Source organism: Sphingomonas arabinosi, from assembly GCF_036663715.1.
Classification (GTDB): Bacteria; Pseudomonadota; Alphaproteobacteria; order Sphingomonadales; family Sphingomonadaceae; genus Sphingomonas.
The window spans coordinates 480600-499949 of record NZ_JAXOJN010000003.1; the positions used below are offsets into that span (position 1 = coordinate 480600).

Annotated in this window: 17 protein-coding genes and 1 pseudogene; 9 read left to right on the forward strand and 9 right to left on the reverse strand. The window is 60.2% G+C overall.

What is annotated here, in order from left to right:
• Positions 1–327: 327 nt before the first annotated feature.
• Positions 328–597 (reverse strand): hypothetical protein, encoded by a 270-nt coding sequence (locus U1708_RS07800; protein ID WP_332744381.1) that lies wholly within the window; start codon positions 595–597, stop codon positions 328–330.
• Between the two features lie 539 nt (positions 598–1136).
• On the opposite strand from U1708_RS07800, the gene U1708_RS07805 reads away from it, so the two are divergent.
• Together U1708_RS07805 and U1708_RS07810 are read left to right on the forward strand one after the other, a co-directional pair.
• Complete coding sequence (locus U1708_RS07805) at positions 1137–1775, forward strand: hypothetical protein (RefSeq protein WP_332744383.1); 639 nt, start codon at positions 1137–1139, stop codon at positions 1773–1775.
• 21 nt (positions 1776–1796) lie between these two features.
• Positions 1797–2210, forward strand: a complete 414-nt coding sequence (locus U1708_RS07810; protein ID WP_332744385.1) for a hypothetical protein — start codon at positions 1797–1799, stop codon at positions 2208–2210.
• A 199-nt stretch (positions 2211–2409) separates the two neighbouring features.
• Here U1708_RS07810 and U1708_RS07815 read toward each other — a convergent pair whose 3' ends face one another.
• Entirely contained in the window at positions 2410–2532 is a 123-nt protein-coding gene (locus U1708_RS07815) for a hypothetical protein (protein WP_332744387.1), read from the reverse strand.
• A 34-nt stretch (positions 2533–2566) separates the two neighbouring features.
• Here U1708_RS07815 and U1708_RS07820 point away from each other — a divergent pair, with 34 nt between their 5' ends.
• Positions 2567–3961: a TolC family outer membrane protein gene (locus tag U1708_RS07820; RefSeq protein ID WP_332744389.1), complete on the forward strand. Its 1395-nt coding sequence runs from the start codon at positions 2567–2569 to the stop codon at positions 3959–3961.
• A gap of 449 nt (positions 3962–4410) precedes the next feature.
• On the opposite strand, the gene U1708_RS07825 is transcribed toward U1708_RS07820, so the two are convergent.
• The 3 genes from U1708_RS07825 to U1708_RS07835 form a co-directional block, all read right to left on the reverse strand.
• A complete protein-coding gene (locus U1708_RS07825; RefSeq protein ID WP_332744391.1) occupies positions 4411–5058 on the reverse strand; it encodes a hypothetical protein in 648 nt (215 codons plus the stop codon).
• A gap of 252 nt (positions 5059–5310) precedes the next feature.
• Positions 5311–5952, reverse strand: a complete 642-nt coding sequence (locus tag U1708_RS07830) for a 2OG-Fe(II) oxygenase (protein ID WP_332744393.1) — start codon at positions 5950–5952, stop codon at positions 5311–5313.
• A 265-nt stretch (positions 5953–6217) separates the two neighbouring features.
• Positions 6218–6415 (reverse strand): hypothetical protein, encoded by a 198-nt coding sequence (locus U1708_RS07835; RefSeq protein ID WP_332744395.1) that lies wholly within the window; start codon positions 6413–6415, stop codon positions 6218–6220.
• A gap of 278 nt (positions 6416–6693) precedes the next feature.
• On the opposite strand from U1708_RS07835, the gene U1708_RS07840 reads away from it, so the two are divergent.
• The 4 genes from U1708_RS07840 to U1708_RS07855 all read left to right on the forward strand — a co-directional run bounded on the left by U1708_RS07840 (position 6694) and on the right by U1708_RS07855 (position 13089).
• Positions 6694–8214: a M16 family metallopeptidase gene (locus tag U1708_RS07840; protein WP_332744397.1), complete on the forward strand. Its 1521-nt coding sequence runs from the start codon at positions 6694–6696 to the stop codon at positions 8212–8214.
• 340 nt (positions 8215–8554) lie between these two features.
• A complete protein-coding gene (locus U1708_RS07845; protein WP_332744398.1) occupies positions 8555–8713 on the forward strand; it encodes a hypothetical protein in 159 nt (52 codons plus the stop codon).
• Positions 8714–8860: 147 nt separating this feature from the next.
• Positions 8861–10243 carry an asparagine synthetase B family protein gene (locus tag U1708_RS07850; protein WP_332744399.1) on the forward strand — a complete coding sequence of 461 codons (1383 nt, stop codon included), beginning with the start codon at positions 8861–8863 and terminating at the stop codon, positions 10241–10243.
• Positions 10244–10434: 191 nt separating this feature from the next.
• Positions 10435–13089, forward strand: coding sequence for a S9 family peptidase (locus U1708_RS07855; protein WP_332744400.1), 2655 nt, complete (start codon positions 10435–10437; stop codon positions 13087–13089).
• 488 nt (positions 13090–13577) lie between these two features.
• Here U1708_RS07855 and U1708_RS07860 read toward each other — a convergent pair whose 3' ends face one another.
• Positions 13578–14072: a Ros/MucR family transcriptional regulator gene (locus U1708_RS07860; protein ID WP_332744401.1), complete on the reverse strand. Its 495-nt coding sequence runs from the start codon at positions 14070–14072 to the stop codon at positions 13578–13580.
• 1129 nt (positions 14073–15201) lie between these two features.
• Between U1708_RS07860 and U1708_RS07865 the strand changes: the two genes are divergently transcribed.
• Entirely contained in the window at positions 15202–16182 is a 981-nt protein-coding gene (locus U1708_RS07865; protein WP_332744402.1) for a hypothetical protein, read from the forward strand.
• A 3-nt stretch (positions 16183–16185) separates the two neighbouring features.
• Complete coding sequence (locus tag U1708_RS07870) at positions 16186–16608, forward strand: hypothetical protein (RefSeq protein WP_332744403.1); 423 nt, start codon at positions 16186–16188, stop codon at positions 16606–16608.
• Between the two features lie 193 nt (positions 16609–16801).
• Here the strand turns inward: U1708_RS07870 and U1708_RS20700 are convergent, their stop codons facing one another.
• From U1708_RS20700 to U1708_RS07885, 3 genes and pseudogenes are all read right to left on the reverse strand, one after another.
• On the reverse strand, positions 16802–17308 hold the full coding sequence (locus U1708_RS20700; protein ID WP_443029995.1) for an alpha/beta hydrolase fold domain-containing protein: 507 nt from the start codon (positions 17306–17308) through the stop codon (positions 16802–16804).
• A 106-nt stretch (positions 17309–17414) separates the two neighbouring features.
• Positions 17415–18158 (reverse strand): NADP-dependent oxidoreductase, encoded by a 744-nt coding sequence (locus tag U1708_RS07880; protein ID WP_332744405.1) that lies wholly within the window; start codon positions 18156–18158, stop codon positions 17415–17417.
• A gap of 426 nt (positions 18159–18584) precedes the next feature.
• Positions 18585–19022 (reverse strand): annotated as a pseudogene (locus U1708_RS07885) (efflux RND transporter permease subunit); the annotation flags it as partial.
• Positions 19023–19350 lie beyond the last annotated feature (328 nt).

Below are 19350 nucleotides of genomic sequence, written 5' to 3' on the forward strand. Positions count from 1 at the left end.
GCACGCGGACGGACGTGAGCGACGTGTCTAGGACGCGGAACGGCGAAAAGTGAGACAAAGCAGTCATCCGACGTCAACGCCGCGAAGGTCTACCTTTGCCGTAAGCGGCCACTGGATTGGAATTAGGGTGTTGCCCGCCGGATCGATGCGCCGCCACCCGCGAATACCATGGCGCCGGTCATTGAGGCAGCGTCATTCGGCAGCGGAAACGCGATGGCAGCGGCGGTTCATCGGGCACGGAAACACCAATTGGCACAACGGCGAGATACGGCCGTCAGCCTTAGCTACACGTGGGCCAATTGGCGGAACAGTTCGGTTTCTGCCTGACTAGGCGCCGCTGCCGACCTCGTGACGCTCGACCGCCGCCCGGACCGACCCATCCGGCCCAAACGCATCGCGCAGGATCGCCAGCTTCTCCTCGACCGTCCAGCGGCGCCGGTGACGTGACCCCCGTTTTTTCCTCCAGTTGGAGCTAGAGTCCGACCCCGGAAGAGGGGACGGACAGATGAAGCGGAAGCAGTTTTCGGAAAAGCAGACCCGGACTTCGGCGAATGCGGTCTGCGGCCGGGCCGGCACGCCGCTCAGTGCACCCGACATCGCCTGGCGTCGCCAAATGTAGATCGCGCCGCCGCCGACCTCGTGACACTCGACAGCCGCCCGGACCGACCCATTCGGCCCAAACGCATCTTGCAGGGTCGCCAGCTGCTCAACGGTCCACCGGCGCCGACCGGATACCGGTCCGAAAATCTCGATACGACCGGTTGTATGAGTGGTCGCTACGTCCTCAGCTGGTTCGATAGTCCCGTCTGACATAACGGCCCCGTTCAAAGAGCCGCCATCAACCCGTCGAACGGTCCGCCTACAAGGCGACCTTCAGACCACGCTTACGCACGGACCGGGGCCCTGCCCGTCTATGTCCCTACGATGTCAGCCGAACGGTTGATTGATCGGTTCCCGTTTCTTCTCACGACCAACTCCGCTGGCGCCGCGGTATGAACAACTCAACCGGACGGATCGGGTGACGGCCTACGGGAAGCAGAAAGAAGATTTGGGGGAGGCGTCCATATGTTGGTTGCAGCGATCTGCATTTCATCGACTGCTGTCCCGTCGGCCCCGCTTGCTCAGAACACCGCGTCATGACTTTCATCCGCAAGCACTCCACGAGCATGATATGCTTCGGAACCTGCATCCTGATGTTCGCAACGTACGAATTGGTACCTTCGAGAGAGTTGGACCATCCTCCTCGTACCGGCCAAACCACTATCAAGGTAATAGACAGCCCTGAAATAATTTCAGGTGCCAAGACTTTGCAGGCTAGCCGGGTTTTGACGGCCGAAGATCAGATTCAGAGTTCATTCCTACCTACAGATACAACGGCGACGACTAAGGACGCTGCAATCAAAGCAGCGGAAATGCGCCTTCCAGCATCCTGGGATGTTACTAAAAACTTTCACGATAAACTTAAGGTGGAGCGTCGTGATGAATCGTGGGCCAGTAGCACCGAGCAAAATCTAATAGCAGCCTCCCAGAATCTGCAAAGTCTCAAGGTACTGTCTGCGAACAGTACCCTTTATTGCGCGGCCACGATATGCGAAATGACAATCACCGCTGCGCAATTCAGTAGCACTGATTCATTAAATCTCATGACTAACGACTTGCAGAGCAGTCAGTTTGATCAGGTCCTAACCGACCATGGTCTCAGTCTAGCTTCGATTAGCATGGCAGGGGGAGATCAAGACCATCGAGGAATTGTTATGCAGATAAAAAAGAACTAGTCACCTTTTGATGGAGCCAATATGAAAAGCCTATTCAAACTCGTCACGATCGCTTCAGCGCTCGCAATTCCATCCATGGCCAACGCAAGCCTGATCACATTCAGGGTGCAGAATCAGATCACGACATCGGCGATCGACAATACGCTCTTTTTTGGATGCGCCAACGACACGGCTCTCCTGCCGTCAGTCGCCCCCGGAGCGACCTCAGCGCCAAAGGTCGTCGGCTGTGGGTACAGCAGTTCGACCAAGTTCGAATATGCCTCGTCCGATAAGAAGTGCACTTACACCATAGCTGTGTTCTACGACGCTCAATACAACAGATATAATCCGACCGGTGCGGCATCCTCAATCGGTGCGGTAAAGGCCACATGCAAGATTCTGTTCGCTGGCGCGGACGGCAACGGCAACTACGGCTTCGTTGCAACGATGCTTTGATGAAATGACCCCCGTCTGCCGGCTGCCGGCGGGGGTTATCATGCCGACGCCAAGCTACGCACCGAAGTGACGAAGTCCTGTAGGACACTTGGAGGAGGACCGGTCCTGACTGGCGATGCCATCCGGACATCGACGACGCGATTTGCGGAAGCGTGCGGAAAGCCGAACCATTCCAACGTGAAGAGTGAGCAGTGGAAATCTACGCCGAAGCGACGACCTGGATCGGATCGGGCATATCCGAACTACTTCCAGCGGTATCGGACCCATACGTTTCGGCATTCGTGACGAGCCGCTCGGCCATCACGCATGGTCGATCGGTCACATGTTCGGGTCGGTCCCCGTTCCGGCGGAGCCGCATGGTGGCCGGCCGCTTGTCCAACGCGTTGTCCGGGCTTTCCGTAGGCCTGCTGACGATAACTGCGTTCACGGTGTCTTCCGGACATGCCGAGACGTTGCGGTCGGCGTTGCGACGAGCTCACTTGACCAACCCGACGATCGCGGCGCAGCGCGCGACACAGCGTGCGACCGAGGAGAACGTATCGATTGCCAAGGCGAACGGACTGCCGTCGGCGGGGCTTACGAGCGATTTCACGGAGAACCTGATCCGTCCTTTCGGATCGAACGCGACGTCCGGTGCAGGCACGCCCTATCGGCAGGTTCAGAATAACGTCCAGCTCAGCGTGCCGCTGTACGCCGGTGGGGGAATAAGAAGTCAGGTCGACGCTGCACGGGTCCGTGCCACGGCATCGTATGCCACGACGCGAGCGACGGAAGCCGACGTCTTCTACGCTGTCGTCAGCAGCTACATGGATGTACTCCGTGATCAGGCCGCCGTGTCGCTTTACGAAAGGAACGTCCGTGTTCTGGAGACCACCCTCCAAGCGACACGCGACCGCTTCCAAGGCGGTGACCTGACGCGGACGGACGTTGCCCAGGCCGAGGCGCGGCTAGCGTTGGCCGCCTCGCAACTCCAGGTGACGTCCTCCCGACTGATCCAGAGTCGGGAGAACTATGCCAGGCTCGTCGGGGATCAACCGGTTGATCTTCGCCAGCCCGGACCGCTCCCCAACCTACCCGCGGATCCGGACGACGCCGTAAGAGTGGCTTTGGCTCGCAACCCCTCTATCTCGGCCGCCCAGCGCGAAGCCGCCGCCGCCGGTTACGATGTGGGGGCCGCTCGAGCCACTCGTCTTCCCAGGATAACCGCACAGATCGGAGGCGGCCTGTACGACGCCCTAGGCTCCTATCCGAAATCGTCGGGCAGCGGCGCTGCACGCCGAGCGCAGGAAGGTCTGAATTCATCGGCCTCCCTCGTCGCAGATCAGCCCGTCTATCAGGGGGGACGCCCCGCCGCGCTCGTCCGTCAGACGACCGCATTTGAACAACGGGCGATCGAGGACGCGATCTCAGTCGAGCGTGATACGATCGCCCAGGTGAGGTCTGCCTACGCTGTCTGGCGGACGACGGCGGAGTCCATCAGGTCGACGGACAGCGCCGTGAAGGCCAACGAGCTAAGTCTCGAAGGCGTTCGCGCGGAAAATCAGGTTGGGAACCGCACTATCCTAGACCTGCTGAACGCCGAGCAGGAACTATTGAACAGTCAAGTCCAGTCGTTGACTGCTCGGCGCGACGCCTACGTGGCCGCCTTTGCCCTGCTTGTCGCAATGGGGAGAGCGCAAGCGGACGATCTGCTGATCGGTGACGATGAAGACGACACATCTCCAGACACTCGATCCCCAGGTAATCGTTAGTCGAAATCCAAGGGCTACGCTTCGCCCCTTCGGGAGAGAGACACGCTCGGAATGGTTCACAGCCGTAGTGATGATTTCGCTGCGTTCGGCAAATTCGCTGCCAGACACGGCAACCGCGGAGCCGGTCGCGCGGCATTCCGCATCGCTACCGTCGTCTTCTCAATCGCGACAAAGTTCCATCGCGATAGGATCGTTCGAACCCTGGGCGAAATTCGCGCGCCGTCGTCGGCTTGACCACAGCCTTGCATCGATCGTGCGCGCGCCGCAGAGATGAGGGTCTTCTATCGGAGCGCTTGGGAGGAGGCTTCAGGACCTTCGCGGGACCATCAGGTATTCGCCGCTGTCCAAACGCGCCGCCATTCGGATCCTCCGGGCAAGCCGACGCCCGTAGCAGATCTTACCGATGGCTCCGGCGGCGGCGGCACATCAAGCGCGTAGGCCGATCTGGTCTAGACGAAGGAGAAGTCTACGGGACTGGTCGCCGATCCGCACTCGAAGGCTGAACCGGCGTGGCGTCCATCGCGCTCGACCCAGTGCAGGAAGATGTGGGCCGACCATGCATTCGGATTTGGATCCACTCTACCGTGGCGCGCTTCCACCCCCTTATAGATCACCGCATCCCCCGGTCGCATTAACAGGGTGGCGAAGCTCTTGCCGCCGAAGTCGTCGGTGATGGGACAAGGTGCGGCGATCGCTTCGTGGCCTACGTGGAACGGCCATTCGATACCGTCGCTGTATCCCAGCGTGAGCGTCATGCTGTGCTCGCAGGCGGGACGATCTGAGTGGACCTTGCATACGTCGCCAGTCCTGTACAAGCGGAAGAAGTCGTAGGACGGCTCCAAGGACTTTCCGACCAGCCTCTCCATGACGGGGGTCATTCCCCACTGAAGGAACTTCATGGGCGTGTAGTATGGTCCGTAGACCTCGAACGCCGCCCTGTTCAGGATTGGAGCGAACACGTCCTCCTGCGATATCGGGATCGTCTTCGGAGCGGTCTCGCTCTTTATGTCCGCCAGCAGGGCATTCAGGATGCTTGGCGAGAGCAACTCGGATATTAACGCGTATCCGTCGTTGGCGTAATTACCCAGTACTTCCATGCCTCACCTCACTTGCTTTCGCCGACATCGTCTTGTCGTCGGACGTTCGCCATCCGGTCAAAATGGGGACCGAGTTATCCCATTGCGCCGTAGACCGCCCCAAGCAGACAGCCTCCGTAGAGGTTCGATGAACGGCGGCTCGCTGCCCGCGCGTGGCGCCACCCGTACGGAAGCGCCGGAACGTGAAAGGCTGACCAGTCAATGGGCCAGGTGCACCGACTGCGTTCCGACCGGACCGCTGACTTTCGAGGGTCACGCGGGTTCAAGGGCGGGTGCGTCAACGCGACCTCTCCCGGCGTTCGCCGGCGGTCCCCATCGGCGTTCGCGATACCACTTCGTAATGATCGTCTTCTCACCCCGCTTCACCGGAGATCCCTCGTGCAGGGTCGCCCAGTTCATGTTGCCGTCCTTGGTCATGTTGTTCCATGCCACCAGCATTCCGGCCACCGGCTTGATGCTGAAGCCGGCGCGCACGAAGCGGGTCTCCCCGCCTTCCATGTCGTCGTCGAGATACGCCATCGCGGTCCAGACGCGTTGCCCGCCCTCTCGACGCGCCTTCTTCCAATGCGACGCACCGGTATGCATGAAGTCGCAGTGAGGCTTGAACGTCTGACCGACGGCGTAGTGCTGTCCCTGCATCGACTCGGCGTTGCAATCGTCGAGGCCCAGAAGCTCCGATATTCTCAGGTCGACCGACTTCACGACCGTGCTCTGCGAGCGAAGCTGCGACGTCGAGCTCGTCCTATAATCCGATACTTCCGGGTACTGATCGCCAAGAGTGCGCGATTGCTCGAGACTGGACTTGATCATGTTCGTCATGAATTTGCGCTCGTAGGGAGCGATGAAGTCCTTAACGATGTATACGTCCAGACCTCCCCTGCCGAAGACCGTCACGTCGTCAAGACTCAACAGCCGCTTCTCAACGCGTCGGCTGATCGCCGCCCGCTCTCTCAGTCCCATAAGTTCGATCCCGTGATTCCAGTCCGTCGGCCACTGTGAACACATGCAGCGGGCGAAAAGGATTTTTGATCCATTGAGGTACGGCGGAAGCCCTAAGCCGGTTCGGACAAGTGCCGTGCCAAGGGTGCAGTCCCTACGATGCCCGCTTGGGACCACACCCCGTCGCACGTTCAGTCAAGCGACAGATCGGCGCGCCGTATCAATGGGGGCTATACACCGGGCTGTTCGGGAGCGGCGGCTGACCCGGATAGGTGGTAGGCGGTATCGCAAGCAGCCCGCCGGCGACCGCGTCGATCTCCTCGGGCGCAATGATCTCGATGATGCCGTCCACGCCGCTGCCCTTGATGGTCTTCTCGTTGATGACGTTGGATCGTCTATTGGTATGTTGATTGGACATTCTAAGTCTCCAAGCGCAGTGAATGCGCCACGGAAATACGCTGGCATGACCTGTTTGAGTCAATGTCTAGGCGACCGAGTTAGGTCGAATCCCATTCCATCTGATGTATCCGCGTCGGCCGCGCTGCAGCATATGAATATCCGCCAAGGCTATCTGGCCTCAAGGAGACGAATTGCGCCCACGAACATCTGGTCGCGGGTCCGTTGAGGTATCGGAAAGCGGGATGAGATCGAAGGGCATCGTGCCAGTACGCGGTGCATGGTGGAAGGGCTTTGCAATTGCGAAAATTTTTCCGGACGCTGCCGCACTTGGCGTTCCTCGTTGCGGCAGCTCTGCCATCGATCGTCTCGGCCGGCGAGAAGGTCGGCGACGGAGATGCTGCCGCCCGGCCGGTGGTCGAGAAGCGTCGCCCGCGGAGCGACTGGCGGCCGGTAGCCTCCGGACGTCTGGACAACGGCATACGCTACGCGATTCTTCCGCGGGTAGGCACTGAACCGGGTGTCTCGCTGCTCATGCGCAACGAGGGAGGATTCATCGAAGAACGGCGTCCTGGCGAACGTGGACTGGCGCACCTCATCGAACACATAGCCTTTCTGAGCCCGACGATCGGTGCCCCGGACGATCTGCATCATCTTCTACATGTAGGTTTGCCGCTGACCTTCTCGGCGCCCTCCGCGGGGACCACCAGCTGGCGCGAGACGAACTATTTCCTATCAACGAAGACGAACAACGCTACCGATCTGGATACCCTGCTTGGACTGTTCCGAGAAGTCGCCAGCGACCTTACAATGCGATCCGACGCCGTCGACGAAGCGCGTGTTCAGGTCGAGCAGGAGATGGCCGGGCGGAAGCTGGGGAACGACATCTACGCCAGCTACATAGCCTCCGTCGCGCCGGGTTCGCCCAATGACGTCATCGACGCTCAGAACTCGGACGATGTGGCCACCGCGACCGTCGAAAGGATACGCGGGTTGTACAGTCGCCTCTACAGGCCCCGAAACACCATGGTGGTAGTGGTCGGGAACGTGGATGCCTCGGTCACCAAGGCGATGATCGAAAGGCACTTCGGGAATTGGAATCGCTCAGACTCGGGGCCCTCGACCGCCCCGGTTGCCTCGTTCGAGGCGGAGCGCATCAGGCCCGTCAGTTTCGCGGCGCTCGAACAGGGGCGTAGGATCGCGTTGATGACCGTCGTCGCTCCTGCTCTCTCGCCCGCGACGTCGCGTCGCGGGCAGTCCACCGCGATGATCATGGACATGCTGGTGAAGCAGGCGGTCAACGACCGTCTGGCCCGTTCTCAGCCCGGCAGCCCTCCAGGCAAGGTCGGCATGTTCATTGAGAACGGCGAGCAGGGGCACCGCCTGGTGATGGTCTGGGACAACTTCGCAGCCGGTCAATGGCGGCCTGCACTGACGAACCTGCGAAGAACCACATGCGATCTACTCACCGACGGGTTCACCGATCCCGAATGGAACGCGGCCAAGCAAAACATGACTCGAGACCTTGAACAGAAGTCTAACGACATGGCGAACGCACCGAACGTAGAGCTGGCCAAGGACCTGTCCCATGCAGTAGCGGCCAGCCAAGATCTCATCCCGCCGGATGAACTTCTGCGCCAAGCCTCGGTACTGCTTCCGACGATCAGTGCGACGTCGGGTACGGCGTGGTGGCAGTATCAATGGCATGCCGGCGTCGAACACGTCCGGATCGAGGCGCCAGAACTGGCCCAAGAGAAAGACCCGCTGGCGGCAATACGTAGGACGGCGGACGACTCGGCGCCGTGCAAAGTTCGTCGATGACTTTTCGCGCCTTGCGCGGCGAAAGGCGGCTACATGACGCTCCGGTCATCGTCGCTTCGAGCCCTGACCGTTGATCCACTTCCAACTGCCTCGTTCTCTTTCTGATTCCGTGTCACCATGGTCGTATCGGACGAGCTGACCCGCATTCCGAGTTGCGACCCCGGGGTGTTTTTGATGATCTTTATTGAGCGATGGAAAGGCAGCTTGTTCGAAAGAAGCCGCACGACAGGACCGCTGAGGGTGCGATAGGTCGGGTTCCAACTAATCTGCACACCGCGCATGTTGTCCCTTGAAGGCTCACATGGCAGCTTCGCCTCTCCACCAAGAGAGGAGCTTGACCATGCCCAAGACCGACAAAGCAGCAAACAAGGTGTTCGCCACTGCGCCACGACGTCTGAAGACCGAAGAGATCCTGAAGGTCTCCGGCGGTGTTTTCGAGAGCGTCGCTTCAAAGCAGGGTAGTGGTCAGGACAATCAGGTCGGGCTAGGCTTTCAATAAGCAACCGCCGATCGCGATGGACGGCGCCCGAGCTTCGCAGGGCGCCGTTTTTCATATTGCGTGATACCAGACGAACGAAAGTGTTTCGTGCTATCAGCTAAATTTCAATGCCTTAATCGGCGTGACGGCGTTGGCGACGCGCACGGCATGCGGGGGTACTCGATCGTTCGCTTCGAACCGTTTGACTCGCCTTTCATCCAGACGGCCTCCATCGAGAAGCCTTCTGACACGACGCTCTTCGTGAGCGAAGTCGGTGGCTTCCAGAACTCCGGCGGCGGGCCCGTTTGGACCGGTGGTTTCGGCTCCAGCTCTCGGCAGGCCGTAGAGGTGACCGTAGTGCAGGTGCCCGCCGCCATGATCCGGATCCGGAGGACGAGTGTTCCCGGCGTTCCACTGTATGTATCCTTCAATAACGGAAGTCTCGTCATCTCATGGCGATACGAGGAGGCCGTTAGGAACATCGCTCGGCCGGAAGCGGACGCCGAAGCTGCCCGCATCTACGTCGAACACGGTCCGGCGCTGACCCGGGAAACGGTGATCCGTGGGGTGTCGATGCTTTGGCCCGGAGAGTCGGTCGAGGTCGTGGGCGATACGATCCGCTTCATCCCAGACTGCGCGAACGAAGTGGTCGTACCCGCCACGCTTTCCAACGGCGCCCGCGTGACCGACGCGCTTCGGGAGCTGATTGCGGAGAATCTAAGACCCTTCGTGGAAATTGCTCAACACCCGCTCGTCGAGCTCAGCGGCGGATTTGACTCCGGTTGCGTAGGCGTAGCGGCGAGCGGGCTGCGCGACGACATCCTTTCGTACGGCCTCATCCACGGCGGCGTAGTCGGACGCCAGCAGCGGGCCAGACGCCGTGAAATAATCGATATTCTCGGATTCGACGACCACGAGTATCTCGCCGATAACAATCTCGAGCTTGCCTCCCTGGAGATCGAGGAGGCTCAGGTAACCTCGTTCGACGACAACCAACGGATACCTTGCGCCTACGGCGTGGAAACGCATCCGAGCGGCCCTGTCGATTTGATCATGACCGGCGTCGGAGGTGATGAACTATGTCTCGAGCATACCTTCCGCAGGGAGGAATGGCAGCTTCCTGGATCGGCCTCGTCATCGTCGCTGACGGTAGCCGCCGGGCGTTCCGACATGTTCCTCCGGCGAGGCATCTGGCCGGTCAATCCTCTCTGCTCGCCCGACGTGATCGATTTCTGCCGGTCACTACCGCGCCCGCTCCGAGCCAACAGGGCGATCAACGTCCTCATGCTCGCCCGTGCTGGAATGAGCGACGGTTTCATCTATCCACGCTTTGCCGAGGGTTATGGCCATTCGATGCAGAGAGAAGCTGCGTATTTCGATTTCGACGCAGCGCTCGATGGTTCGATCGTGGCTGATCTAGGGTTCATGGACATCTCGCAGCTTCTTGATCAGGCGCATGCGGCCAGCAACGGCGGCTTCAGCTACAAGCTCATCGGGGCCCTGTTCTGGCTGCTCAAGCTGGAACGGATCTACCAGAGGTATCTACCGTGACCCGGTCGGACGACGCTTTAAAGACCCGCCGTTGAATGGAACATAGCGGCTGAGTTTGACCGGGCAGCCATGACCAGAGCCGGTTTGGTCGAAGGTGCGGAGTGCTATTGTCGAATTGCGCTGTGTTCGAACCCGTTGCCGCACGGACCGAGCTACGTTCGGGGACATGCCTATTAAGGATGGGAATCGGCTTGATCATTTTTCGCAATCGACGTGCTGCGATCGATGCCTTCCGACAATCGGTTTGCGCGCTCGGACGCACAACTGTCGTAATCGCGTGTCTGACGTTGATTTCTGTCGTCGGCTTGGCGGAAGCCACTCCATCTGAACGCCCAGCCGGGGGGCGCCCGCTGACGATCGACGATGTGCTCTCCTTTCAGAGACTGGACCAGGCGGCGATCTCTCCGGACGGTCAATGGGCGGCTTTCGTGGTACAGCGTCCCGCCCTGCCCGGCGAGGTCTTCGGGAGGAACGCCTACGAGATCGATCCGTCGCGATCCGACGTGGTGCTGATATCGACGGTGACCGGCGAACGGCGCGAGATAACGAACGGAGCCTCTCGAGCTGCCGGTTTCTGGTGTGCGACGTGGTCTCCGGATGGAAGGCGGCTTGCGATGCTTTCGACCCAGCCAGAGGGTTCCGAACCCCGCGGGGGGGACAACGTCCGGTTGTATGTCTGGGACAGGAATACCGGTCGGCTCTCCCGCCAGTCGAACGATGGACTGCCCACCCAGATGCGCTACGGCGGCCCCTTCGAACGGCTCGATCTTCGCGGCGGCGCCGATCATGGTACGGCTGCGCACGGTTGCAGCGAAGATTACGAAAAGGCGCCATATCTCTGGCTCGATGCGCATCGGCTGCTTGCTGCCACCCTTCCAAGGGGTGAGACGTCCGCGCTTCTCGATCGGTACACGCGCCCTTTCCGCAGCGCGGCTGCCGACGCCGCAGCACTCCGTGCCGGGGTTGAGCCGACCGGCAGGGTTGTTGGAAGCGGCGCGGCGCGACTGCCGCGCGACCAGACCGCGGACCAAGCGAGACTGAAGACGTTCGACGTCTTAGACGGTTCCATCGCTTCCGTGGCGACGGTTCCGACATATCCTTTTCGCGGCGCCCTGACCGTGTCCGTGTCTCCTGACGGAAGGCGGCTTGCGCTTCTTGTATCGATGGGCGCTATCCAGCCGATGGATGGCCGCACCCTGCCGAACTCGTTCGACGACATGTGGACGGTCGAGCGCCGCTTGGGGTTCGTCGAGATCGTGCCGGGAGCGCTCATGCGATGGGCGAGCCTGCCCCCGGCAGTCGCCCGCCCCTTGTCGCTGCACGAATGGTCTGCGGACAGTCGCTGGGTCGCCGTTCGCGGCCGAGCCGACGACTTTGCAGAGCAGACATCGCTCTTCGCCGTTCCGGTGGACGGCGGCCGTCCGACGCAGGTGACGCAGCCAATAATCGAGAAGCACGAGTGGGGAGTCGACAATCTTCTGTCGCGACCTGTGTTCTGGATCGGATCGCAGCGGTTAATTGCTCGACTTCCAGACACGAAGCCCGGCGGCCGCAGCGACTGGTGGCTACTCGGGCTGGCAGGCAAGCGGACGAACCTGACTTGGAAGATGGACGAACCGGGGACTTTCTATCGCACGGCCCGCGGAGGTTTGGTGGCGATCAGCGGGCGAACGCTCTACCGTTTCGACGACCGCCGGCATGTCATGACGCGGGTGGCCAAGTTGGATGCCGATACCGACCTGATACCCCCATCCGACCGCGGGCGCCCGGTGGAACGCTTCCTTCTGTCGCGCACCGACGGGGCGTCCATCCGCCTGCGCTATCTTTCGGTGGATGGCCTGGCGGGTCCGGAGACCGACGCGGCTGGAGGGACCCCCATCGACTCCAATCTGCCCCGTGGCGTGGTGGTGCTGAGCCGATCGGATTCGAGGGGCACGAAGGTCTTCGCGGTGCGACTTGATGGCGAGGGCCAGCAGCCCCTGATGGAACTTAACGCAGTGATGGCGCAGATCGACTGGGGGGAGAAGCGCCTCGTCGACTACGTCGGCGCGGATGGGAAACAGCTGAAGGCAGCAGTGATCCTGCCGCCCGGCTACCAAACCGGGCGCCCCTACCCGACGCTTCTCTGGGTGTATCAGGGTTATCAATCGAGATCCCTCGAGACCGACTACTTTCTCGACCCTATGATGCCGGGGATCTACAACATGTACGCCTACGCCGCGAAGGGCTACGTCGTGATAATCCCCTCGATCCCTCTGCCGCAGGGGGAGAAGCGCTATTCGGCGTTTCAGCAGATGGCCGCCAATGTAATCCCTGCGGCCGACAAGCTCGTCGCGCTCGGCATCGCCGACCCGGACCGCCTTGCGGTCTTCGGACAGAGCCGGGGCGGATACACCGTTCTGACGCTACTGACCCAGACGAGCCGCTTCAAGGCGGGTGTGGCCTTGGCCGGCATAAGCGATCTCTCGAGCTGGGTCGGAGAGTTCGACCCGATGGCGCGTGGCTATCCTGGCATCGAGCATGAGAAGAGCAGCAACTGGTCACAGATCGACCAATTCGGATTGCCGCAGCTTCCGGGGAACGATCAAGATACGTACGCCAAAGTCTCCCCACTGTATTATGCCGAGCACGTCAGAACTCCTCTCCTCATGATTCATGGAGACCTCGACATGCGCGATTCAAGCACGCAATCTGAACAGTTCTTCAATGCTCTCTACAGCCGCGGGCGGACTGCCGAACTTGTGCGTTACGGCGGCGAGTCTCACAGCCTTGCACAGTCACCGGCGAACGTCCGAGACATATTTTCGAGAACCGTACGGTGGTTCGACGTCAACATGCCCCACTAGGCCAATCGGCTTGCAACGATGCTCACACGGATTTGCTTCGAGAACCGTTCTATCTAATTCTTTTGTGGGTGTCGCTAACTCGACATTTTCAAGAAGCGCTGACTTACTCTACCTCTGTGGGAGCATTCCCACATTAGGAGGAATACACGTCAAACACGCCGAAGCGCATCCTCGGCTGCATCATTGCGGAAGAACTTGCCGGCCAAGACATGATGAGGTTGCCGATTGCGTCCGCCCGCACGAGAAATGTGTACGACGCTGCTAATCCTGTCGGCGATCGAGATCGCCGTCTATCATCTGCTTGTCCGGCATTGGAGGCTCACGCGGCGGGGGCGCGTGAGCGTTCGCTTCAGTTCCGTCAGGAGGGTCGGTCATCGCCTCATAATGGGGAAAGGCGGGGTTCCGTCAACGTGACGACGTCCTTCACTCCAGATCTAGCACGAATACGGTATTGAGGGCAGGTTCCCCCCCCCCCCCGCCCGGTTTGGTTAGGCTTCTTCGATTGGTTTGGCGGCACGGGGCTTACGCGCAGCCTTCGGTGCTTCAACAGCAGCCCGTTCGACGCTTTGCCCAGGCTTGCGCCCCAAGCCGATCGACTTGGCCATGGTCCGGCGTGCTTCCGAGTAGGACGGGGCTACCATCGGATAGTCCGCCTTGAGGTTGTAGCGCGCGCGGTAGTCATCCGGGGTCAGCCCGTTCGTCGCCAGATGGCGGCGTAGAGTTTTGTACGGCTTTCCATCAATCATGGAGATGATGTGATCTGGCGAAGCAAGCGATTTACGGGCGGTGACGGCCGCCTCGTATGTCTGGGCGGGCTCTTCTGTTTGAACCGGAGCCTCTGCACCGGTTAACTGTACGACGGCTGCATGCATGGAAACCAGAAACGCAGGAACGTCATCCGCATTGGTTCGCGTGTTGGGGTTTGCCAACCATGCCCCAGTCAGTTCGGCTGCCAATTCAACTGCGCTGATTTCATCGCTCATTATATTCTCGATATATTAGGGGTGTGTAAGGATAGATCCGAATTGGACCCTTTTCAAGTGGCGAGCGCTTGTCGAATGGGCACATGATCCTGGTTTCGATATGACCTATCGAGCTTGGCGATTGACGGCTTTGGCGGCTTCCAACGCTTCCCGCTCAGCTCGAAATGTCACCGGCATCTAAACCCCGGTTTCGACACAGCGGAGCCCCCACAGATTTCTCAAATCTGGTTCGGGCCGCAGTGCTGGCACATATGTGTGGTTTGCCATCCGGATGCCTCATATCACCGACAAGTCGCTGGGAACTTTGATTAAACGTTCCGCGCGTTCAACTTGGCAAAGCGCGAGCTGACCAAAGCGAGCTGTGCCCCCAAAACTACCTTGCTCGTGATCGGCGCTACCGTCCGCGGGAGATAGTCCGCCATAGCTTCCTCTCAGCCGGTTACGGCGTTAGCCTCTTGGCTGGTCGCGGGTGCGGTTCGAAACACCTCTGATACCTTTGCGGATTTGCTGTGCAGGATACACGATCACCCAGAGGGTGTCGGGAGCACGGGCATCCCGCTCAGTGCGGATGCATAGACCTGGTTCCGGCGTAAAACTTCGGCATCATCCCAGCAAACATGACGGGCTGAAATGCAATTCCGCCTGCTCATGGAACGCACCAATTTTCCGTCAGGGCAAAGCTTCTAGAGGCATCTTGGTAACTCAGCGTCTCGTATTCGCCAGCAACATTTTGTGCGGCCCGTTTTAGATCGCAAGCGACCGCGCACCGGGCAAATACTCCATTATACGGTGCGTGACTCGATCTATTTTTTGAAACCCTCTCTACATGCATTAAGCCTGATATTCATACTGGCTGCGCCGCGTTCAGCGTGGCGCACGCTTACTTCCTTCGTTCGGCGTCCATATAGCTTGGGAGATTAGGAAAAAGTCAGGGTCTACGAGACCGCCGCAATTGGTACTTAAGCCCATCAATTTCGCATTTCAGTCGGACGTCGACCATCCTGAATAGAATGCCGCGACATCTTCGCTGCGATTTATAAATTCTTCTCGACATTACGGGCATAAACTGGCGTCTTCAGCATTGGAATAGTCGAGTCGCCGGGGGCAGGCTACCTATCGAGGGGCGGACATGAAAAAGCATTCTACCCAAATGGCGTTGCTGATGTCGGTCACAGCGGGGCTCAGCGGCTGTGCTACACTACCTGCGAAAGAAGCTACGGCACTTCACCTTCTAGCGAGTGCGGATACCACCGCGTTTGACGAAGCCGTGCAGGGGGACGCGGCGGCCCGCCTTGCTCAAGCTCAGTCTTTCCTCGCCGAGAGTAACGGACGTGTAGTCGTAGGAGCGGGTTGCGGAGCGGAAAGCGCCAAGAACTGCGAAGTGACCTACACCGCGGCTAGTGGCGGGCGTCGCATCCTGAAGGCCGCAGCACCCAACTCTAAGGCGCTATTGGGATCCATCAAACGCTATACAGAGCAGATGGCGGCCCTTGCCGAGGCGAAGGACCTCGACACGATGAAGGAAAAGGCGGAGGCCGCTGCGGGGTCACTGAAAGCGCTCGCGCTTGTGATCTCGCCTGCAACAGCCTGGGCCGCGCCGCTGATCAACGCCGCGACGTTCATCGGTGTCGCCCAGAAGCGCGAAGCCCGTCGCCGTGGACTGCTACGAGTGGCTCAAGCGGCGCAACCTTGGATTAAGGTTGCGTCCGACGACCTGCAACATGTGTGGGACAACCTTCGAGTGAACGAACGGGATGGCGCGTCATTCCGCATCTATGACCTCGACGAGAGGATCAAGGCCGACCGGGCGGAGGTTCAAAGGCTTCAGATGGACAACGGGCTGGGAACGATGCCGATCGTTACCACCCAGCGGATCGAGCAGCTGCAGGATCGTCAGGCGACCAATCTTTCCGAAATGTCCAAATTGTCGGATCGCTTGGACGCAATGCGTGGTGAAAGGCTGTCGTTCCGCAAGCTGACCGATGCGCACGCCGAACTGATCCTCTCGCTGCAGAATCCTAAGGCGAACACCGAGGACATGATTCGCGACGCCAATTCCGTTCTCACGTTGCTTGAGCAAATCAAGTTGGCAACCAAGAGCAAGGAGTAGTCCATGAACACGTTCTACGACCACTATCGAAGCCTGTATGAACTCATGTTCGGCGATCATGCATCCTTCGCCAAGGGAATCGACGTCGACGATCGTGAATCGGCCCTTGCGGAGTCCCGTGACTGTCTCCGAGCATTCCTCGCAAAGATGGAGACGGACAGGGCTACGGCGTCCGAGGCTGGCAGGGACACGAGGGCTCTTACGAGGGAGATCAACCGCGCCATCTTCTTGAAAGGCGCCATAACCGACCTGCTGATTGCCTACGACGACAATCGCGCGTCGATTTCAGCGTCCAGCTCGGCGATCGACGCGGCGGGGAAACAGCTGAAAGCCATTGCAGACAGTTCCGCGGACCTAAACTCTGACCTTGGCAACGTATCGTCGGCGCTTGACGCGGTAGCCCGACTGCTGAATTTCGTTGGCTAAGGCGAAGCGCTAGGTGCAGCGCCCGCTTTTCTTCCCCGAGGTTGTGGATCGGCGTCGAGATTGGGACCCCGGTAGAGTTTCGGCAAGCTATTGAATCTACATCAAAGCTCTAACTTGTCGCGGTCCAGATCGGCGCCAATCGCGCCCCCTCCCTAACCCAAACTTTCCAAGGGATCACAGGTGGTTATCGCGCTTACAGCGGGGTCCGGCTTTCGACGCCGATCCTCGGTTGTCGACCAAGTGACATAACGGGATCGTGAGCGACAAGCCTCAGGAGTCCCAAAGCCAGGCCACCTCCGGCGGAATCTCCTACTATGCCGATCGCCTCGGATCCTTTGGCAAGCGCACGATATACCGCCGATGCATCGTCGAAGGCATGTGGGAATGGTTGCTCGGGCGCGAGCGCATAGTCCGGTATGAACGCGCGCGCGCCAACACGGCGGGCAATCTGTCCAACGAAATTCCGGTACGCCCAAGCGGATCCCATGACATATGCGCCGCCATGAAAGTGTAGAAGCACGTGATCACCATGCCTCTTCGGTAAGCACCACCATCCGGAAACCCCACCGACAGTATCTGGAGTGTAGTCCACACCTTGGGCAGCCGGGATCCCCGACAGCAACGCGTCATAAGCCAGTCTATCCTCGGGTGCGTTTGCCATCGGCTTGCCAAGCTTAATCAAAGATTGCACGAGCAGCATTCGCGTTCGATCGGCAAGACTTTCGGAATGATGATGGATACTCACAAGTAACCCCTCGCGATTAGGGAAGCGGATCGATCTATGTTCAGCAGGCCTGATTGAAGCATCAGTTCATTTGATGAACGTCAATTACGAGTTTTCCTTCCGTTCCCCTCGCCGCCCAATCGCGCCATGCGCGGGCGACTTCGGTAAGCGCATAGCGTCTGCCAAGGCGTGGAACGATCACACCCGCGTCGATCTGCGAACGCAAAGCGTCCAGATGAGCGGTTGAGGTTTCTGTCGAGAGCATGATCGCAGTGACACGCCTTCTCACGGCGACGTCCTGCGGTGGCGGCTGACTCAGCGCAACAAGAATACCACCAGGCTTGAGAACGTCGAACGAGCGTATCTGCAACTCACCCCCGACGGTATCGATCACGGCGTCCACCTTTTCCTCTAAGTCGCCGAATGGTTCACCTCGCTTAATCAGACGGCTCATGCCGGCGCTGAGAAGGCGTACGGCGTCACGGGGGGAAGCCGTACCGATCACGGTTGCGCCTAGAGAGATCGCCAACGAGACGACAATCGAACCCACTGCACCGCCGGCGCCGTGCACGAGAACCGTTTGTCCCGATGCGATCCGCGCTGCGTCTACAGCTTGCATCGCCGTCTGACCGACGAGCGCAAGAGAGGAAGCCTCCTCGTGACTGAGCGAAGCGGGTTTCGCTGCGACCTTCGTTGCATCCAGTGCGATCCACTCGGCGTAAGCACCGCCTTCCGCGGCATATCCGTAGACCGCCTCTCCAGGAGAAAGACCCGTTACGCCGCTGCCGATCGCTTCGACTAGCGTTGTCGCTGTTGCCACCGTCATCGCCGTCGCCATTGCCGCCGACGTTACCCGAGCCGAACCCCGACCCGCTGAAGCCCGCGTCGCCCGGGCCGGTGATCGTGCCGCGACGGTAGCGGACCCCGCCCGAGACGAGCGTGCGAGGCAGCGTTTGATCACGCGCTTCCGAGAGGACTGCGCGAGCGCGAGCGAGCCGGGCGATGGCTTGACGCAGGTCGGTATTGGCGGCGAGCGCCTGCCGGACCAGCCGATCCACGTCGGCGTCGGCGTAAAGCCGCCACCAGTCACCCGGCGGTGGGGCGGTGGTCGCCAGTTCTCCGACCGGCGTCACGAAGCTGCCATTCGCCGCCATGGCGCTAGGCGTCACCGGCGGGCGATAGTCCGGACCGGCGGTGCAACCGGCGACCAACGCCGTCGCGAGAATGACGACGGTAGGGAAACGCGCTACTGTCATGTGCCCTCCGGAGCCGGGAGGATCTTTCGCGTCGGTGGCGACGGCAGCATAGGCAGAGCGCCCGTCTTGTCCGGCCTCTCTTCGCCCTGCTTCTTAGAGCAGCGCTCGCTCAACCGCTCGAAGGCGACGAAAAATGCGGGCGTGAAGGCGAGCCCAAACAGCGTCACTCCCGCCATGCCGAACAGCACCGTCGTCCCCAGCGCCTCGCGCAGCTCGGCCCCGGCGCCGCTGGCGAAGGCGAGCGGTATGACGCCGAGGATGAACGCGAGCGAGGTCATCAGGATCGGGCGCAGCCGAGTGCGGGCCGCCTCGGCCGCCGCCTTCTCGACGCCCTCGCCCTTCTTCTTGTCCTGAAGGGCGAACTCAACGATCAGGATGGCGTTCTTGGCGGCGAGCCCCATCAGCACAAGCAGGCCGACCTGCGTCAAGATTGATCATAGTCGGATGATGACGATGGCGGCGAGCGCAATAGCGGAAATCAGAAAGTCGTGCCCCGATCGTAGCCGGTAGCAACGCGGCACCAGTATTCAAGTGGCCAATTATGATCACGATGTGAAGGCGGCTTCGTTAAGGGCGCATATCGTACGTCACGGCTACGTTGCAGGATTTCGGCCTGAGCCGCAGGACCTTACGTCCGTTGCCTGGAGATCGCCCTTGTACCAGTCTGCGTCGATCTCATCGAGTTCGCCGTGTAGCCTCTCAAACGCGATACCGTTCGATCGCGATAGACTAGGCGCTGTATGGATGACCGAACAGGTCATC

Coding starts and splice junctions, on each gene's coding strand:
- U1708_RS07800 (WP_332744381.1), bottom strand. CDS start 597: ATGTCGGGTGCACTGAGCGGCGTGCCGGCCCGGCCGCAGACCGCATTC.
- U1708_RS07805 (WP_332744383.1), top strand. CDS start 1,137: ATGACTTTCATCCGCAAGCACTCCACGAGCATGATATGCTTCGGAACC.
- U1708_RS07810 (WP_332744385.1), top strand. CDS start 1,797: ATGAAAAGCCTATTCAAACTCGTCACGATCGCTTCAGCGCTCGCAATT.
- U1708_RS07820 (WP_332744389.1), top strand. CDS start 2,567: ATGGTGGCCGGCCGCTTGTCCAACGCGTTGTCCGGGCTTTCCGTAGGC.
- U1708_RS07825 (WP_332744391.1), bottom strand. CDS start 5,058: ATGGAAGTACTGGGTAATTACGCCAACGACGGATACGCGTTAATATCC.
- U1708_RS07835 (WP_332744395.1), bottom strand. CDS start 6,415: ATGTCCAATCAACATACCAATAGACGATCCAACGTCATCAACGAGAAG.
- U1708_RS07845 (WP_332744398.1), top strand. CDS start 8,555: ATGCCCAAGACCGACAAAGCAGCAAACAAGGTGTTCGCCACTGCGCCA.
- U1708_RS07850 (WP_332744399.1), top strand. CDS start 8,861: ATGCGGGGGTACTCGATCGTTCGCTTCGAACCGTTTGACTCGCCTTTC.
- U1708_RS07860 (WP_332744401.1), bottom strand. CDS start 14,072: ATGAGCGATGAAATCAGCGCAGTTGAATTGGCAGCCGAACTGACTGGG.
- U1708_RS07865 (WP_332744402.1), top strand. CDS start 15,202: ATGAAAAAGCATTCTACCCAAATGGCGTTGCTGATGTCGGTCACAGCG.
- U1708_RS07870 (WP_332744403.1), top strand. CDS start 16,186: ATGAACACGTTCTACGACCACTATCGAAGCCTGTATGAACTCATGTTC.
- U1708_RS20700 (WP_443029995.1), bottom strand. CDS start 17,308: ATGCTGCTCGTGCAATCTTTGATTAAGCTTGGCAAGCCGATGGCAAAC.
- U1708_RS07880 (WP_332744405.1), bottom strand. CDS start 18,158: ATGACGGTGGCAACAGCGACAACGCTAGTCGAAGCGATCGGCAGCGGC.